Here is a 17,812-nt window from a genome sequence, read left to right as displayed (position 1 = left end):
TATATTTTTTAAGTCATTATGAAATAATACATATCTTTTTTGTTGCCACTAAGGTCTCTGGATTTCTTGAAACTACTGACCAAAATTCAAAGGTAAACCTGGCATTCAACAATGTATCTTCGTCAAATAGTCCACCTAAAATCCACTGAATATAGTTCTTCACTTTCTCAGTACTTGTAGTAGATTTTTCGAAGTTCTCTATCAATCTATGCCTTTTATTAAACCTATCTTCAGCAATTGCTAAAAATATCTCTTCCTTACTCTTAAAGTAATTATATATTCCCCCTTTGCTCATTCCTGTAGCTTTTACGATATCCTCCATTGAGGTTTCCACAAAGCCTTTTTGCGAAAACAATTTCATGGCATTACCAATTATATAGCTTTTTTTCTGTGTTTTAGATTCTTCACTTATTTTAGGAGACATAACAAACCTCCAAAACCGACTAGACGGTTTTTTATTTTATAATATCATTTTATATTTAAAATATCAATATTTATTCTAAAATTATTAACAGTGCATAAGATGTACAACTATAAATACCGCTAATAGGTCAATCTCTTGAATTGTTTATCTATAATAAAAAACAATTTACAATATTTAATTGCAAATTGTTTTTTTAAAAGTTATTTACTTTTAAATAATTTTAAATACTCTCCATATCCCTTTTCTTCAAGTTCACTTAAAGGAATAAATCTTAATGCAGCGCTATTTATACAATATCTAAGACCACCTTTATCCTGTGGGCCGTCATTAAATACATGACCTAAATGAGAATCAGCATTTTTACTCCTAACCTCTATGCGGTGCATATTATGGCTGAAATCCGCCTTTTCTTTTATATTTTGTTTTTCTAGTGGTTTGACAAAACTAGGCCACCCACAGCCTGAATCAAATTTATCTAGTGAACTAAAAAGAGGCTCACCAGATACTACATCTATATATAGTCCTGCTTCTTTGTGATTCCAGAATTCATTTTCAAAAGGTCTTTCAGTGGCATTTTCCTGAGTTACTTTATATTGAATAGTGCTCAATTTTTTTAATAATTCTTCCTTGTTAGGTTTTGAAAATTCATCTTTCTTCATCTATTATCACTCCTTTAGTATTAGCTTATCTAAAGTTGATAATATAATTCAAGCTGTACTTTAAAATGTTTTAGCTAAATAATTAAAAATAGCCTTCACATCTGCACTAATTTCAATTACCCCTTCCATTATAGGTGTGGCTTCAGTCGACGCTGCTAGTACTGCTTGGCGGTATACAGGTCTATTCTCCTGCTTTTCTTCTATTATTCTAATTGGAGTATTGTTAACAATAACATTTAACGTCTCTCCAAGTTCTCTTGCTTTTTCTAAAGCATTCCTTACAGCAATTTTTAATGCTTGAGTATAGTATTTTTCTGGATTGTCGATAGTAAAAGTAATGCTATTTACAACATTAGCTCCACTAGCCACGGCTACATCAATGATTTCACCAATTCTGCTTAAGTCTCTTAGTGTAACTCTAAATGTATTCGTAATTTTATATGTTCTAAATACCTGCTTTCCTTCAATGTAATCATATTCTGGAGTTATGGTATAATTTTCAGTTTTTATATCCCTTTCTTGGATGCCCATTCTTCTAAGTGTATCTAATATTCTGTTGGCTTTTTCGATGCTTTGTGCTTGAGCTACTTTTAAATCTTTATTTTCTACTATAACTCCTATGCTAGCTATTGCTATATCTGGTTTAACCTTTATATTACCCCTTCCATATACAGTCATAAGATTATTTTTAACATTTGTATTTGGATATCTCAAGTACGGATAATTATAGAAATATCTTTGCATAATAAATCCCTCCTAAATATAAGTTTTATAACTATATATATTAGGAAAGTGATTTTTTAATTCACATAACTTAGCATTCCAGAAATATGAGATGTTGTATAAATTATGTTATAATAAATACACACTTGTCACAGGTATTAATAAAAGAATTAAGGTGAAGTATTATGAATATTGAAAAGCTTATTGAACAACTTGGAAAAACCTTTGGAAAAATTATTTTTAATAAAAGAGAAAAGTGTAGTGAAAAGGTTAATATTCACCAAATGAGTTCAGTAGATATATTTAAAATAATCTTTAACAAGTTATTTCATGATGGAAATTATAATAAAGCAGAAGATTTAATTTTTGATGAATTAAAAAAGAATAACTCCCCTGAAGTATATGAAATCGCAATCGAGTTTTATAACTCACTGCTCAAAAAGAGTGATGAAGAATTAAATAAAGGCGATTTTCCAAGAAAAGAAATTTATCGAGGGTTAGATGATATACAAAAGTTTAAAACGGATTTATAGTTTTACTTATTTAAATATTTGTACTTTCCTTTTCTGTCTTTAACGGAACCCCTCTATACAAATAATCAACCTATTAGTTAGGCTTACATATATGTGTAAGCTTAAAGTTTCACTTATGCTTATTTATATGAATATAATGAATAATAACTATTTTTGTAAGAGGTAATACTGTAATGCTGAATTCAAAATCATTAAAAGCAGTGAATACTTATTTAAATTGCAAAGAAGATCAACCTAATAATGCTATAAATACATTGCAAGGTGTTGTTACCTTATTCAAAGAATCCATCAATGAGTTTGGTGCTGCTTCCCCTGAAGATGCTGTAGACATATGGGCTAAAGGTGTAAAAATAAGAAATGGCGCCTTACAATATGCTGTGCTTAGTAAAAGTCTAAAAGCTAAAATGGAGGATTCTCTTAATAATACAAGCTGGATAACTGGTGCTTCTAGTCCATGGATAGAAAGTTATAAGGTAACCGAGTACAAAAAAATCAACTACATCACATATAAAGCAGTAATAAATTTTCATCTAATGACTGCTAAACTTGACGCTGGATATGTAAGTGCTGAATTAACTATCGAAAAGTCCGGTAAACATTGGGTAATATCGAAAATTAAATAGCATTTAATTTTTCTATAGGGCTCAAAGGCCGAGAATTGACTTACACCCCGGGCTATGTTTCCAAGCTTCAGTCCGTTAAAAACTTTTAGTCAGTCTAAAGCTTAAGCAGATATCCCAAATCTTTGATTTGGTGATAGTCGCTTACACAGAGTGCGTGTTTTAGACGACCTAAGAACTTAGATAAACTCGCTACACTCAGTCGGACCAACTTATCAATTAGCATTGATAAGTCGCTCGTGAAAAGCCATTTAGGCTTTTCACCAGTATCTAAGATTCTAAGGTTGTCTTAAAACACTTCACTAAGACTGACACAAAGTTTTTAAATCTACCTTCAGCTTTGGAAACATAGCCCTTTGTGTAAGTCAATTTTCTACCTTTTATACCTATAAATAGATTTAATGTTTGTCTTAAACACCTGTTTTTCATTTTAATGTCTAATATGTAAATTTAAGACCTTTGGTAAATTCCCATAATGGATTTTTTATCCCTTAATCCCATTAATCCTATATGGAATTACTCCTCGAATACTGTTACAATAACACTTGCAAGTAAGCCGAATCTCCATTTGGAGTACGGGGGATTTAATTTTAGGGGTGAATCTTTTAGATTTAAAAGTAGGGTGCCTCAACCCGAACCCGTCAGCTAACCTCGGAGGCAAAAGAGGAGGAAAAGTATGTTTAAATCAAAAAATTTAAAAGCTTTGTTGCTAACTTTATCATTATCACTTTTATCTGCTAAATCTGTACATGCTGCTAGTTATACTGTTACCTATGGTGATTCATTATATCAAATAGGTAAACTATTTAACACAACTTCTAACATAATAATGCAAAATAATGGACTTTCAAGCAACGCTATTTACCCAGGGCAGGTATTAAACGTTTCTGCAAAAACTTATACTGTACAAGCTGATGACAGCCTTTACTTAATAGCACAAAAATATGGTGTTTCATTGTCCTCTTTAAGACAGGCTAACAATAAATGGGACAACCTAATTTACCCTGGTCAATCATTAAATATACCAGGAACTGCATCAAGTACCGTGACTCAACCATCAAGCCCTGCAGTGTCTAAACCTGTAATCTCATATACTGCTAGTGACGTTGATCTTTTGGCAAGATTAATTACTGCCGAAGCTCAAGGTGCACCATATACTGCCAAGGTAGCTGTTGGTTCTGTTGTAATAAACAGAGTTCAAGATTCTCGTTTCCCTAAGAGCATAAGCGATGTAATATACCAAAAAGATGGCGGTTATTATCAGTTCTCACCTGTTTTAAACGGATGGATTAATAAACCTGCTACTCAAGACTCAATAAAGGCAGCTTATGAGGCTCTAAATGGTGCAGACCCAACTAATGGTGCTTTATACTATTTTGATGATAGTACAACAAACTCATGGCTTTGGTCAAAAACTGTAGCATTAAGAGTAGATAATATGGTATTCTCTTACTATAATTAAGCATAATACAAATTAGTATATATTGTAAAACAAAAAGGTTGCTGTTCATACAGTAACCTTTTTATTTTGCTTGTATTTAGTCTCTATGTCTATATTAATTTTTATCCTCCAAAAACCTCTAGGAGTTGTTTTGTATAGACATCTCTGTCTTTGCTAAACAAATCCTTCCTACTACATCTATCAACAATTACACCGTTTTTCATTACCATCATTTTTTGACACATAAAATTAACTGCACTCAAATCATGAGAAATGAAAAAATAAGAAAGTCCCAAATCCTGTTGAAGGTCTTTTAATAAGTTTAATATTCTTGCTTGTATAGATACATCAAGACTAGCAGTAGGTTCATCTAATATAATAAGTGATGGTTCAACACTTAGAGCACGAGCAATAGTAATTCTTTGTTTCTGTCCTCCACTAAGCTCATGAGGATAGCAATCTAAATATCTTGAAGGTATTTGTACCATATCAAGAAGTACTTCTGCTGACTTTCTTCTATTATTTCTTATACCTTTTAGGAATGAAGGATTTATATCCTTTTGACAATCCAATGGTTCCATTAATGAATCTAAAATTTTTAACTTAGAATTCATTGAAGAAGCTGGGTTTTGAAATACAGCTTGCATCCTTTTTGTTTTTCTTTCAAATCATTTTTTTCCATATTATGAAGTAATTCTCCATTTAACCATACTTCTCCTTTATCTATATTTTGGGGCATAAGAATACATCTTCCAAGGGTACTTTTACCACTACCGCTTTCACCTACCAAACCGAGACATTCACCTTTTTTCATTGTAAAGGACACTTCATTTACAGCTACATGACCATTAAGATATTTTTTTACAACTCCGTTTACTACTAATAGATTTCCTTCTACTTTATCTTTTAAATTCACAATGTTCTCCATATACTTGTTCTCCTTTTTTAAGACCTATACAACACTATACTCATCTGTTACCTTTAGACGTTCTGGTACATGTCTCATAGGAGGGATTGAAGCAAACAGATTTTTAGTATAACTATGTTTAGGGTTAGCTATTATTGTATCTTTACTGCCTATTTCAATTATCTTACCATTATGCATAATAGCTATTCTTGTTGCATAGTTCTTTACACATCTTAAATCGTGGGTTATAAATAGCAATGCACAATTTGTTTTTTTCTTTATCTCCATCAGTAACCTTAATACTTTTACCGCAGTAACTGCATCAAGTGCAGTAGTAGGTTCATCGGCTATCAAAATTTTAGGCTTAAGTATAACTGCTTGTGCAATAGCTGCTCTTTGTAACTGCCCTCCACTTAATTGGAAGGGATAGCTGTTATACACTCTTTTTTCATTCAAACCTACATTATTTAAGGCTTCCATAATCATACTTGTTCTTTCTTCTTTTGCATTTCCACATGGCATTTTATCATTTCATCAATCTGCTTCCCAATCTTTATGAAAGGAGTAAATGCATTTTGATAATCTTGAAATATATACGCAATCTCTTTTCCTCTAATCTTTCTAAGCTCTTCATCACCTAAATCTCTTATGTTTATTCCACCAATATTAATTTCGCCTGAAACTAATTCTAAGTCTTTAGGTAATAACAATCCTATAGAAGTTGCAGTTATGCTTTTACCACTTCCACTTTCACCAATTAAAGCAAACCATTCTCCAGATTCTATTGAGAGATTTATATTATCTATTATTGATCTTCCCTTTGAACGAATTACTAAATTACTTATATTAACAACAGACATAATGTCACCTCTTTTAACTTTTATTACTATATTGTTTGGCTATTGAATCTCCAAACAAGTTTGACGCAAGTACCACAATCATTATAGCCAGACCAGGTACAATCATTAAATGAGGAGCTATTTGAAAAAAATTTCTTCCTTCATTAAGCATAGAACCCCACTCTGGGTTTGGAGGCTGTACTCCTAGTCCAATATATGAAAGAGATGCAATCATAAGTATTATCTTTCCCATATCTATAGTAGCTACTGCCATAACATTTCCTAAAACATGAGGTATTAGGTGCTTACGCAGTATTGATATTGTACTCATACCGTTAAGCTTGGCCATAAAAATATAATCTTTCATTTTTTCAGACTGAACAGTACTTCTTACAATTCTTGCATAACGAACCCATTTTACAATTACTATAGCAAGAATTAGATTAAATGTACCTGAACCTAAGATTCCACTTAGTACTATCGCTAGTATGTAATCTGGAAATGCAAGAAAAGCATCTACAAATCTCATAATTATCCAATCTACTCTTCCACCAATATATCCAGATAGTAAGCCTATAGGAACTCCTATTAATATTGACAGCATCAATATTATAGTTCCTGTACCAACTGTCGTCCAAGCTCCTGCAAGTACTCGTGAAAACAAATCCCTTCCTAAATTATCTGTTCCCAGTATATGTTCAGCATTAGGCGGTTGCAATTTAATTGAAATATCTACTAAATTAGCATCATAGGGAGTAAATACCTTACCAATAATCACTGCTAATATTATAAGAATAAAAAAAACTCTTTTAAAATCAAATTTAAACTTCAACAGCTTCCACCTCCTTGGCGGATATAGAAGGATCAATATGATGGTACAGCATATCTACAATAACATTTATTAGAAATACAATTAAACCTGTAAATAAAATAAAGCCTTGTATTATAGAATAATCTCTAGCTGTTATAGAATCTATTGCTAATTTGCCTAGCCCAGGGTATGAGAAAAGAACCTCAATAACAACTGTTCCACCCATAAAACTTCCAATACTCATTCCAAAGAGAGTAATAAAAGGTATTAAACTTTTTCTAAAAATATGGAAAAAGAATATTCTTTTCTTTGTAATTCCCCTTGCGTAAGCAGCTCTAACAAAATCCTGCTCCATATTTTCGACTAGGCTTGCTTTTAGTAATCTAACATAAGGCGGTGCCATTGTTATTCCTAAAGTTAGAGAAGGCAGAACAATATGTTTTATCTCACCTATCCCCATTGAAGGCAATAAATTTAATTTAGTAGCAAAGATGTCTACGAGTAAAAATCCAAGCCAAAAGCCTGGTATTGATGCCCCTACAGCATTAAGCAGTTTAATCACTTTATCTACTACACCATTTCTATAAAAGGCAGAGACTACTCCTAGCGGAATTGATATAACTAGCATTACTAAAGTAGAACCTAAGGCTAGGATAACTGTATTTAAAAATGAGTGCCCTATTTGACTAGTAACGGATTTTCCTGTTATTATAGAGTTTCCCAAATTAAACTGAACAACGTTCTTTAACCAATCATAATATTGAACTAGCATAGGTTTATTAAGTCCTAATTTTTCACGTAATTGTTCTATATCTTGGTTAGAAGCAGCTAAATCCTGTGTTCCTAATATGTTCATTACAGGGTCTCCCGGTGCTAATTTTATAATCATAAAGCTAAAGAAGGAAAGAAGAAAAAGAAATAATAAAATTTTGCCAAATTGTTTACTTAATCTATTCATACTTTATTTCACATCCAAATCCTTAGTTATCATATAAAATTCACTTGGCGATGTTTTCCAATTAACAACACGTTTGTTATATGCTGCAGTTGCAGTTGGATATACAATATATGAGTTATATGTGTTTTCATTTATTATTGCAGTAGCCTCTCTAGCAAGATTAGTTCTTTTTTTATCATCTGTGCAGCTGTTAAATTCATTAATTATAGCTACTAATTTACTATCATTTATGCCTCCGTGATTTAAAACGCCATTAGGCATAATTGAAGTATTTAAATAATATCCTGCATCACCTCTTGGTGCAGTAAGCATGGAATATACACAAAAATCCCAATCGTTATTATTCTTTAAATATTTGTCAACGTTTTCACCTTCAACTAAAACTATGTCCATTTCTAAGCCTATTTTTTTAGCGTTTGATTGAATAATTTGTGTTATTAATGGCAGTTCTGCTCGGGATGCATATGAAACTATCTTTAGTTTTAAGGGTTTACCATTATTAGACACTTTGCTATCAGCTACATTCAATCCTGCTTTTTTAAAATGCTCAAGTGCTTTATCTGCTCCAAATTCATTTTTCTTATAATCTATTGAAAAAGGAAGTGTTCCCATAAAAGGACCATATGCTTCAGTAGCTTCTCCTGACATTATGTTTTCCACAATTTCTTTTCTATTAATAAGAGAATCTAAACCTTTTCTAAAATCTAAGTTTGATAAGATTGGCTTTTTAACATTATATACTATCATGTCTGCACGTAATCCTGGTGTGCTATCAATTGAAAACTTTGGGTTTTTCTTAAGTTTATTTATAACTTCCACTGCTGGTTTATAAATTACATCTGCACTCCCTGATTCTAGAGCTTGAAACCTTGCATTTGAATCCTGATTAAATTCAAAACTTACTTTATCAAGCTTTACTTCTCCATCCCAATATTTATCATTCTTTACTAACTGTATTGACGAACCTGGTTTAAAGTTTTCAACCTTGAAAGCTCCTGTACCAATAGGTTTTGTATCTTTATTAGGAGCATTTACATCTATAATTGCTGTCTCAGGGTGAGCAAATTCTGATGGTAATGCTGCATTCGGTTTTTTTGTAACGATTTTTAAAATATTCCCATTAGCCTCCATAGATTCAATGTTTAATGTATTTGCAATACCTTGATTATCTTTAATACAATGTTCAATATTTGCCTTTACTATAGCAGCATCTAAAGAAGTTCCATTGTGAAAAGTTATACCCTTTCTAATTTTAAACTCCCAACTTTTTGCATCTTTGCTCTCCCAACTTTCAAGTAACCATGGCTTAAGAGTCAAGTCATTATCTATTTTTACAAGTGTTTCAACGATACCAGCTCTTATAGGCATATTCCCACATGCTTTCAAATGTGGATTTAGCGTATTAGTAGCATGTACATAAAGATATGTAATTTTTTTACCTTCTTTATTATTTACATTATTATTTACATTTTTTGAAGCACTGCACCCTAAAAAGGGTACTGTTATAAAAGATGTTATCAAAATAGCACTCATAATTTTTTTGATTTTCATAGTTTCTCCTCCTTATTTACATTTATTTTTAATAAATCAATAGAAAATCTTCTAAGCACATTATTTTTTATGACAATGATTTTTGCCTAGATAAAATAATAGATGCTCCAACAATAAGTATTCCTCCTATAATAGAATACATAGTTAATGATTCTTTAAATAAAATAAATCCCCAAGCTGTATTAAAGAATATCCCTATATATCTTACTATCTCTACAATTACAGCATTAGTATTTCCAAAAGCACCTGTTAAAAATATTTGTGCAAGTAATGAAACAACGCCTAGAATGAATAGTAAAGCAAATTCTTCTACTGTTGGTATTACAAACTTATTTTTCATTAATACAGCTGCTACTATTGTAGATGCTGCTAAAAAATAAAACACAATTTCATAATTATGATGCTTTTTTGATTTTGCTAACTTTCTTATTGTAATTGAAGCACTTGCTGATAAAACTGCGCTTAACAGTCCAAATATGGCATAAAAAGAATATGTAGAATATGTAAATGGATTTATTATAAGCATCGCACCAAATAGTATAATAATAATAAATATCCACGCATTCTTTGGCAACCTTTCTTTTAAGAAAATTGCCGAAAATATCATCACAAAGACGCCAGATAAGTGTGCTAATATAGTTGCATCTCCTAGTTTCATTGTTGAAATAGCAAAAAAATACGTTACCATATAAAGACCACCAAGCATACCTCTAAGTAGTAGCATTGGTTTTTCTTCTTTAGAAAATTTTACATTGGAGATTTTCATTAATATTAATATCAGAAATACTCCAATTATTCCTCTAAAAAACGCTATTTCATTAGATGGTATGCTGGAGCTAACAGACTTTACCAAAACGTTCATTATACTAAATGTGAAAGAAGACATTATTGCTAATATAACGCCTTTATTTATCTTCATTTAATTTCTCCTCAACTATAATTTTTGCATTATTTATGCTGACATTTTTAAATATATTGCTATTTATATTTTTCTTACCTTTATCTTCAATAAATTTATTCAAATAAATCTCAAACAGATTTATTAAATATTTTGTGCTTACCATCTTTATATTTAGCATTTCTCCAATACTATATAAAAGTGAGATTTTTTTGTAGTCCTCAAGAGGCATTCTAGGTATATTCCATTTTCCTAAATTATCTTTATAGATTTTAGGATAAGAAACTTTTGAAAAATCAAAATATCTTCCATTCTCATCAGGTATAGAAAATGGATCTATCAATATTGAAGAATATCTAACATATAGCAAATATTCTTGTTTTGTCCTATCGTACGTCATAAAGTTATCAATATTTGCCCTAGGTATAGACTCTTCTAGTACAGGATAATTATCATCATTTAAAAACTTGAGAAGATTTATAGGCTCAATTTTAAGATTAATATACACATCAGATATTTCTTTCCACAAAGAACGCATAATAGATATAGTTTTCATTGTTATTGGACCTTCTGGATATAGCTTGTATATATATTTAGTTGTTTTATCATAATCAAATACTTTATTTAAGCTAATCCTACTAATTAAAAAAGCTGGATGTACAAATACAGTTATGTTTTTACTTTCTACTTCTAATGGTTCATCTAAAACCTCATAATCAATTCCAATTTTTTCAAAAAAGTTTTTAATAACTTGTATTTTGTAATTATTCTTTAAAGTTGAACCTAAATATATTTTTTTCTTCAAAGCTTTTGTTGTTATTTTTAACAATGATTCTGGAGAAGTGTATTTTGTTGCACCAAAATAATTTGATAAACTAATTATTTCAAAACTTCTTTCATACATTTTTAAATAATTAGAAATTAATATACTTGATCCAAATTCCGGTGATACTAAAATAATGGTTTCTGTCTTTTTTAACTTTCTAAAGTCTAATTTTTTTAATACTTCCATATAGCAATCACAAGGAATACATAACACAATAGTTTCCCAAATATCTTGTATATCAGAGCATCCTATATACAAGTTTTGTAATTTATAACTTCCCTCTATTGAAGATAACTCTCTTTTAGATACATTTCCTTTCAATGTAAAGTCATTGTCTTTTAATTCTCTAAAAAATTTTGTAGTTTTATCACTATCCCTAGTAACCATTCCAATTTCATCAGAAAACCCTTTAGATAAATTAATCAGCATATTTATTGCTACCGGTCCTGATCCTACTATTAATGTATTTTTTAGATTTCTATATACATTTTTGCTCATTATAAAGCTTTCTCCAAAACCACATTTTCATAAATATACTTGTTATTTTTTATTATTGTTTTTTGACAATTATTCAATATCCTTACATCTAAAGGGTAATTAAATATGCTCTTTAAATTATTTCCATATCTTAAAATAATTTTTGTATCTTTATAAATATTTTTTAATAAATATTTTGCTATATCTAATTTTAATTCAACTAAAGAGGCTATTATGATATGGCTAAAGTTATCTAAATTTAATTTACTTAGGTGCTCTGACGAAAAAGATATGTTTTTAATTCCATATTTATCTGATAATTTTTGGGATAGATTAAGCGCTTCGTTATCAATATCTAAACAAACTATTTCAGAGTTAACTTCATTACTTATTGTAAAGGCTGTTATCGGCATAGCTCCAGAACCTATAAATAGAATTTTTGATTTATTATTTATATCAAATTCTAATATTTCGTTTTGTACTGCTAGTTTTAACTCATCAGAATACTTAAAAGAATCTAAGTTACCATTTAATATGTTATTTGCTTGACATTTTTCAACAAATCCTAAAGCCTTTGAAGTAGATTCTCTCAATTCTTTAATTAAAGTATCATAATCTTTTTTTGACATGTATTTATTCCATTTTAAGTTGTTAGAATCATCTAATATAAAATTACATACATAATCAAGCTTGTCTTTTAAAACTGTAAAACATTCATTATGTTCTTTACATAAATTCATAATCTCATTAAGATCTATATTTAATAGCTTTAAATCTAATAAAAATTTATGTTTATCCATACACGCTCACCTCAAATTTATTTTCTTTAATGTGTTATTTGTTATTTCCAATTTACTGTTAAAAACCTCCAATTTTAAACCTTTATATTCTGATTAATACTGTTTCAAGCAACTCCTTTCTAATTCAAAGAAGAATATACACATTCTAAATAAAAAAGAACCTATAAAGGTTCAGTTTTTTATCATAGAAATAATATTTGCCTATAGCAAATATATCTATACCGTTTACAACTTCCCCTCCGAAAGAATCAACAAGTACTAGGCAGGTTTCCTGGCTTAGATTCATCTTACTCCCTCGTCTTCCTAAAATTCACACAAGTATTTTAGTGACATAATTAAGGTTTCATCCTCCTCACAGTAGCGTAGGGCTGCAGTGGCATTCCACTTTCCCTTTTAACTCCCATTTTTTTAATAATGGCAGCACCTAATACTAAAATATTTAATTTTATTGCCATATTATGTGATTTTATAAGAGCATATAATAATAGAGACTTCTTTCGAAGTCTCTAACAAACAAATTATAAAAACACATATGTTGTTATATTCAGTATAATATAACAGTTTCTATGCATTTTCCCTCCCTCCGAAAGATTGCAATTCAAGATAAAAGGCAGGTCTCCTGACTCACGGGTCTTTCTCTTTCTTCCTTCCCAGATAAATCCAGTGGATAACGAATTTGTCGCCGTATACAGTAGCGGGGGCTGTAGTGGATTTTCACCACTTTCCCTTTTAATTATTAGATAAACCTAATATCCTAATATTTAACTTTACAACAACATTGTATGTTATATACTAAATTATGTCAATATAAATAATTAAACTGACCTATTAAACCTAAATTATTCGCCAAATTTATTTAAGCATCTTTTTAGCTAAAATACTTTTTATAATGAGTTTAGTATTATATTTTTTATTTTATAACCTTAGTAATATGGAACATATCATCTAACACTTGCCAATTCTGTGGGAAAGGTTGAGCTAATACCCAGTAACTTACTCCCCTTAAACCATATTCATTAACTAACTTATATTTAGCCTCAACACTTCTGGCATCTTCAAACCATACAACATGCTCTCTTTCACTGTCGTCAAAGTAGTTGTAATGAGGCGATTGTGCTGTCTCATCATATTTTATTTCCGCACCGCGAGCTGCAGCTCTATCAATAGCCGCTCGATTTCCTATGCTTTCTGCAACGTTAAATTTTCTAGCAATGGACCATATAGAATCTCCTGGTCTAACTCTATATGCGCTCTCTGTTGATGGTATAACCAAAGTCTGGCCTACCACTAGCTTAGTGGAATTTTGAAGCCCATTAGCATTAATAATGCTCTCTGTGCTGACTCCATTTTCTTTTGCAATAGTCCATATGGAGTCCCCTGGCCTAACCACATATATTTTCAAGACTCTAACCTCTTTTATACATACTACCAGTAATCAGTATATTCTACTTTTATTTTTATGTTCTGAAAAACAAAGTTTTTAGTTCTAAAATTTGTATGTATGTTAGAGAGCAGGGGCTAATATCCCCTGCTCATATATCATAATAAAAATATTACCGGTAAACTTTTATTTTCATCTCCCGTTTAATATTATACTATGCAGAAATACTAAAGTTGCTACATTAAATCTTATTTAAAATATATTTTGCAATATAAAATATGAAATCTTGCACAAATCTCTTGTTGCGAATTATAAAATTCATTAATACTTTAACAAAGAATTATATCATTTAATATTCTATTGTATTAATTGTTCAAAATTCATTTACAATTTAGACGATTTGATATATTATATTATTGTAAACGATTATTTTCAGAATATATTTTAAATTGAAAAGAGGTCAACTGTATGGATTTAAGCGAAATGTCTTTTATGGACTTGCATAATCATACCATCTGGTCTGACGGGATACACACACCTGAAAAAATTATACAAAATGCAATTGTTAATTCTGTAACTACCATAGGTATTTCAGATCACTTCGAAACAGATAAATGTCAATCATTGCTAAAAAAAGATGTTAAAAATTATATAATAAATATTAACGAGCTGAAAGAAAAGTACAAAGATAAGATTCAAGTACTTGCAGGAATTGAGATATGCATGAATAAAGAATTATGCGACTTAGATAATCTACCTTATGAAGATCTTAATAAATTAGATTATGTGCTTTTAGAGTATATAGATTACTTCAAACACAGTGTTAAACTTAGTGAAATCGGAAAATACACTTCAAAGTTAACTTGTAAAATAGGACTTGCCCATACAAACTTACTAAACGCTTGTAAAATATATGGTTTAAGATATGTTATCAATACATTAAAAGAGCACAATTTATTTTGGGAATTAAACGTAAATGAAGGATATGACTACTTTGATGAAGTAGTTAATTCTATAGATTCTTGGAAAACAAGCAGATTATTAAAGAAACTTAAGAAAAATAATATATTAATGTCTGTAGGCTCTGATACTCACTGTCTTGACTATTATGATATAGAAAAATTAACAATAGGAAATATGATAGCAAAACATCAGTCTATAAGAATGTTAAAATACGATTTCTCTGTAAATAGACTTATGCATGGTAGAACCTTAACTCATCATGGTGCCTAATAGTTAACATCCCAAATCACCTCTAGCTATATATTTATAATTTTAGGCCTGGATACATTTAAAATTCAAGCCTATTTTTATTTTTTTGTATAAATGAGATAGCTTGAGCTAATTTACAAATAAATTTATTGTTGCATATATTATTTTTTCAGTTATACTATAATATGGAATTAAGTTATCATCCATCATTTTTATATAGAGAAGATAATATCCATAGGATAAGATTATTTATAAAGTTAAGATTTTGACTTTTAAAATACCCTCTTTTTATGTTATTATAAATTATAATATTCTTACTTATCAAAATAATTTAATAATTGAATAAAAATCTTTATATTTATTCAATTATCAACTTATTAAATAAATAAATTCTAGCTTTGAATAATTTTTTTAAAAATATTTACTTTAGAGAATATATACTAGATAAAAAGGGGGACTGATTTATGACTACAGAATTACAACAAGCTGAAAAATTTTTAAATCAGTATGGTATGTCATTAGGTCGTAATAAGAGGACAAGCAGCCACTTATTGAGACAATTAACTAGGCAAAATATTATAGCACGATCTATGCGTTGTGTATATAAAATAGATAATTTTATAATTAAGGCCTCATCTGATGCCACAGGTTTTCGTTTGCCCGTTGGTGCAGATCAATGTCTTAACGAATTTGATTTATACACATCGTATGATGAGCGGCTCCAAGAGTTTAAGGAAATACTGTGTCCTGTGTATGCAATATATGAAAGTAAATTTCTATATTTAACTGTTCATAAGCTTTTAAACTCATTGGATACAAGCACCGAATCTACAGAAACAATATATACTTATATTGAAAAAGGATTCAAATTTGCAAATGAAGATAGGTTTTTTCCCATTCTAGAAAAGTTTAAACGTTCGTGGGTTACTAATTCCCCTGAACTTCAAAATGAATATTGTAAGATTAATTCTTTTGGATATGATGAAAATAATAATTTATATGTTCTTGATTATGGAATGTTATAGGATTTATCCTATAACAAAATTTTTTGGATTCTTTATTTGTTTTTTGGAGCATAAGATGTTTATAGTACGTCTAATATGCTGAAAGGAGGAAAATATCTTGACATAAGATATTATTGCGTATATGGATAAAGAGATTGAGAGACTAATTGACGAATATGGAAATGACGTACTCAGAATTGCGTACATATACTTAAAGGACAAACACCTTGCAGAGGATGCATTTCAAGAGGTATTTGTAAAAGTATATAAAAACTTTAATAAGTTTCAGGGAAGTAGTAGTGTGAAGACCTGGATTTTAGCCATTACTATGAATACTTGTAAAGATATATTAAGAAGTTCTTGGCTAAAAAGAATAGTATTTAGCCAGGATCAAAAACTTATTAATTGTAGCAATAATATGATGGACAATCCCGATGAAGAGGTTATAAAACAACTTCAATATAATGAGTTATTAAATGAAGTTATGAAGCTTCCTAAAAAATATAAAGAAGTGGTTATCCTTTATTATTATGAAGAAACTTCAACTGCTGAAATAAGTAAAATATTAAGTATACCTGAGGGAACAGTGAGAAGTCGGTTATTTAGAGCTAGAGAGGTTTTAAAATATAATTTAGATGGGAAGATAAGCTATGAATAAAGATATCAATAATTTGAGAGAAATCACAGATTCTGTTCTTAAAGATATTAAAGTTACCGACGAGTTAAAGTCATTAACTCTAAAAAAATGTAGAGAAGAAAAGAAATATAACATTAAACCTATTTTTATAACTGCTGCATCAGCAGCTATTATGGCATTTTCAGTTTTTAGCTATAAATTTATACTACATAATCCTAATTTAACCCGCAATAATAATAGTAAAGAAGTAGCCCATAAATCAGTTAGCCTTAATGATCATAATAATGATCATTCTTCAGATAAAAGCAATATAGCTAAGCAAGATAATTTAAAAAACAATGTTGTCAATAACGAAAACCAGTCTAAAACTACAGCACAACAAAATGACCGTAATACCACTTTGAAAAATAATCAAAGCGGAGAAAAAACTACTTCATCTAATAGCAACAAAAGTAGCAAATTAGAAGATTCCACAAAAGATAAAACCTCAAATAAAACAGAGGAAATTAAACCGACCAGTAATTTACCTGAAAATAAAACAGCAAATAAAGCACCAGAAAACTCAATATTAAATAATAGCACGAATAAGATAAATGATGTTCCAGCAAATAGCACCTTAAACAAAGAACTTCCTTCAGTAAAGGCATCACTAGACGCACCTAAATCTACAACTATAGCTGATGCAGAGAATTTCTGGGGAGGAAAAATCCTTACGCCTTCATATGTACCAGAAGGATTTGAACTTACAGATATATCAATACCTAAAGATAACTCTAAAGAAATATGTGTAAAATTAAACTATAGTTTTGAAAATATTTATTTTAAAATAGTTCAAAACAAAAGTACTACTTATACAAGTTATGTTGGCACAAGTGTTGATATTAAAGGCTCGAAAGCATATGTTTCTAAGAGTAAAGATGCAAATAATCCAAGCTTAACAATAACAGAAATCAAATGGATAACTAATAATATACAATATACTATTACAGGAAATCTACCTGAAAGTGAATTGACCAAAATATTAAATTCAATTAATTAATATTTAGGGTTCAAAAGCCAAAAATTAACTTACGCCCCGATCTAAGTTTCCAAGCTTCAGTCCGTTAAGCAG

21 protein-coding genes, 1 pseudogene and 3 riboswitches are annotated in these 17,812 nt (G+C 29.8%); of the genes and pseudogenes, 7 read left to right on the top strand and 15 right to left on the bottom strand.

Annotated elements, in window-relative coordinates; all coding sequences use genetic code 11:
• Nucleotides 1-16 precede the first annotated feature (16 nt).
• From RCG18_RS20560 to RCG18_RS20550, 3 genes are all read right to left on the bottom strand, one after another.
• The gene (locus tag RCG18_RS20560; protein ID WP_308037886.1) at nucleotides 17-424 is read right to left on the bottom strand and encodes a TetR/AcrR family transcriptional regulator; all 408 of its coding nucleotides are present in this window, start codon (nucleotides 422-424) and stop codon (nucleotides 17-19) included.
• A gap of 200 nt (nucleotides 425-624) precedes the next feature.
• Nucleotides 625-1,083: a peptide-methionine (R)-S-oxide reductase MsrB gene (gene msrB, locus RCG18_RS20555; RefSeq protein WP_308037885.1), complete on the bottom strand. Its 459-nt coding sequence runs from the start codon at nucleotides 1,081-1,083 to the stop codon at nucleotides 625-627.
• Nucleotides 1,084-1,143: 60 nt separating this feature from the next.
• Nucleotides 1,144-1,827, bottom strand: a complete 684-nt coding sequence (locus RCG18_RS20550) for an SIMPL domain-containing protein (RefSeq protein WP_308037884.1) — start codon at nucleotides 1,825-1,827, stop codon at nucleotides 1,144-1,146.
• A gap of 164 nt (nucleotides 1,828-1,991) precedes the next feature.
• Here RCG18_RS20550 and RCG18_RS20545 point away from each other — a divergent pair, with 164 nt between their 5' ends.
• The 3 genes from RCG18_RS20545 (at nucleotide 1,992) to RCG18_RS20535 (ending at nucleotide 4,421) form a co-directional block, all read left to right on the top strand.
• Nucleotides 1,992-2,339: a DUF6483 family protein gene (locus RCG18_RS20545; protein WP_308037883.1), complete on the top strand. Its 348-nt coding sequence runs from the start codon at nucleotides 1,992-1,994 to the stop codon at nucleotides 2,337-2,339.
• 173 nt (nucleotides 2,340-2,512) lie between these two features.
• On the top strand, nucleotides 2,513-2,962 hold the full coding sequence (locus tag RCG18_RS20540) for a hypothetical protein (RefSeq protein ID WP_308037882.1): 450 nt from the start codon (nucleotides 2,513-2,515) through the stop codon (nucleotides 2,960-2,962).
• A gap of 541 nt (nucleotides 2,963-3,503) precedes the next feature.
• A riboswitch (cyclic di-AMP (ydaO/yuaA leader) is annotated at nucleotides 3,504-3,634 on the top strand.
• Between the two features lies 1 nt (nucleotide 3,635).
• Nucleotides 3,636-4,421 (top strand): cell wall hydrolase, encoded by a 786-nt coding sequence (locus RCG18_RS20535; RefSeq protein ID WP_308037881.1) that lies wholly within the window; start codon nucleotides 3,636-3,638, stop codon nucleotides 4,419-4,421.
• A 101-nt stretch (nucleotides 4,422-4,522) separates the two neighbouring features.
• Here the strand turns inward: RCG18_RS20535 and RCG18_RS29145 are convergent, their stop codons facing one another.
• The 12 genes and pseudogenes from RCG18_RS29145 to RCG18_RS20480 all read right to left on the bottom strand — a co-directional run bounded on the left by RCG18_RS29145 (nucleotide 4,523) and on the right by RCG18_RS20480 (nucleotide 13,869).
• The gene (locus RCG18_RS29145; protein ID WP_374119156.1) at nucleotides 4,523-4,813 is read right to left on the bottom strand and encodes a hypothetical protein; all 291 of its coding nucleotides are present in this window, start codon (nucleotides 4,811-4,813) and stop codon (nucleotides 4,523-4,525) included.
• 3 nt (nucleotides 4,814-4,816) lie between these two features.
• A pseudogene (locus RCG18_RS29140) lies at nucleotides 4,817-5,214 on the bottom strand (ATP-binding cassette domain-containing protein); the annotation flags it as partial.
• A 138-nt stretch (nucleotides 5,215-5,352) separates the two neighbouring features.
• A complete protein-coding gene (locus tag RCG18_RS20525; RefSeq protein ID WP_308037880.1) occupies nucleotides 5,353-5,829 on the bottom strand; it encodes an ATP-binding cassette domain-containing protein in 477 nt (158 codons plus the stop codon).
• Nucleotides 5,790-6,167, bottom strand: coding sequence for an ATP-binding cassette domain-containing protein (locus RCG18_RS20520; RefSeq protein ID WP_308037879.1), 378 nt, complete (start codon nucleotides 6,165-6,167; stop codon nucleotides 5,790-5,792). Before RCG18_RS20520 ends, RCG18_RS20525 begins: the two co-directional genes overlap by 40 nt.
• Before the next feature lie 13 nt (nucleotides 6,168-6,180).
• Nucleotides 6,181-6,978: a nickel transporter permease gene (gene nikC / locus RCG18_RS20515; RefSeq protein WP_308037878.1), complete on the bottom strand. Its 798-nt coding sequence runs from the start codon at nucleotides 6,976-6,978 to the stop codon at nucleotides 6,181-6,183.
• Nucleotides 6,968-7,915, bottom strand: coding sequence for a nickel ABC transporter permease (nikB, locus tag RCG18_RS20510; RefSeq protein ID WP_308037877.1), 948 nt, complete (start codon nucleotides 7,913-7,915; stop codon nucleotides 6,968-6,970). The genes nikC and nikB overlap by 11 nt, the downstream gene beginning before the upstream one ends.
• Nucleotides 7,916-7,918: 3 nt before the next feature.
• Nucleotides 7,919-9,466, bottom strand: coding sequence for a nickel ABC transporter substrate-binding protein (gene nikA / locus RCG18_RS20505; RefSeq protein WP_308037876.1), 1,548 nt, complete (start codon nucleotides 9,464-9,466; stop codon nucleotides 7,919-7,921).
• 67 nt (nucleotides 9,467-9,533) lie between these two features.
• Nucleotides 9,534-10,385 (bottom strand): DMT family transporter, encoded by an 852-nt coding sequence (locus tag RCG18_RS20500; RefSeq protein WP_308037875.1) that lies wholly within the window; start codon nucleotides 10,383-10,385, stop codon nucleotides 9,534-9,536.
• Nucleotides 10,372-11,688: an opine metallophore biosynthesis dehydrogenase gene (locus RCG18_RS20495; RefSeq protein ID WP_308037874.1), complete on the bottom strand. Its 1,317-nt coding sequence runs from the start codon at nucleotides 11,686-11,688 to the stop codon at nucleotides 10,372-10,374. The genes RCG18_RS20500 and RCG18_RS20495 overlap by 14 nt, the downstream gene beginning before the upstream one ends.
• On the bottom strand, nucleotides 11,688-12,467 hold the full coding sequence (locus RCG18_RS20490) for a nicotianamine synthase family protein (protein ID WP_308037873.1): 780 nt from the start codon (nucleotides 12,465-12,467) through the stop codon (nucleotides 11,688-11,690). Before RCG18_RS20490 ends, RCG18_RS20495 begins: the two co-directional genes overlap by 1 nt.
• Nucleotides 12,468-12,612: 145 nt before the next feature.
• Complete coding sequence (locus RCG18_RS20485) at nucleotides 12,613-12,753, bottom strand: hypothetical protein (protein ID WP_308037872.1); 141 nt, start codon at nucleotides 12,751-12,753, stop codon at nucleotides 12,613-12,615.
• A riboswitch (cobalamin riboswitch) is annotated at nucleotides 12,711-12,910 on the bottom strand. Its footprint overlaps the gene before it by 43 nt.
• 148 nt (nucleotides 12,911-13,058) lie before the next feature.
• A riboswitch (cobalamin riboswitch) is annotated at nucleotides 13,059-13,232 on the bottom strand.
• A gap of 145 nt (nucleotides 13,233-13,377) precedes the next feature.
• Complete coding sequence (locus tag RCG18_RS20480) at nucleotides 13,378-13,869, bottom strand: LysM peptidoglycan-binding domain-containing protein (RefSeq protein WP_308037871.1); 492 nt, start codon at nucleotides 13,867-13,869, stop codon at nucleotides 13,378-13,380.
• Nucleotides 13,870-14,316: 447 nt separating this feature from the next.
• Here RCG18_RS20480 and RCG18_RS20475 point away from each other — a divergent pair, with 447 nt between their 5' ends.
• The 4 genes from RCG18_RS20475 (at nucleotide 14,317) to RCG18_RS20460 (ending at nucleotide 17,740) form a co-directional block, all read left to right on the top strand.
• Nucleotides 14,317-15,081: a CpsB/CapC family capsule biosynthesis tyrosine phosphatase gene (locus tag RCG18_RS20475; protein WP_308037870.1), complete on the top strand. Its 765-nt coding sequence runs from the start codon at nucleotides 14,317-14,319 to the stop codon at nucleotides 15,079-15,081.
• Between the two features lie 443 nt (nucleotides 15,082-15,524).
• Nucleotides 15,525-16,085 carry a hypothetical protein gene (locus RCG18_RS20470; RefSeq protein WP_308037869.1) on the top strand — a complete coding sequence of 187 codons (561 nt, stop codon included), beginning with the start codon at nucleotides 15,525-15,527 and terminating at the stop codon, nucleotides 16,083-16,085.
• A 121-nt stretch (nucleotides 16,086-16,206) separates the two neighbouring features.
• A complete protein-coding gene (locus RCG18_RS20465; RefSeq protein WP_308037868.1) occupies nucleotides 16,207-16,722 on the top strand; it encodes a sigma-70 family RNA polymerase sigma factor in 516 nt (171 codons plus the stop codon).
• Complete coding sequence (locus RCG18_RS20460; protein WP_308037867.1) at nucleotides 16,715-17,740, top strand: DUF4367 domain-containing protein; 1,026 nt, start codon at nucleotides 16,715-16,717, stop codon at nucleotides 17,738-17,740. The genes RCG18_RS20465 and RCG18_RS20460 overlap by 8 nt, the downstream gene beginning before the upstream one ends.
• Nucleotides 17,741-17,812 lie beyond the last annotated feature (72 nt).

Source organism: Clostridium sp. OS1-26, from assembly GCF_030915445.1.
In the GTDB taxonomy this organism is placed as follows: domain Bacteria; phylum Bacillota; class Clostridia; order Clostridiales; family Clostridiaceae; genus Clostridium_AM.
This window is presented reverse-complemented; position numbering and strand designations above follow the sequence as displayed.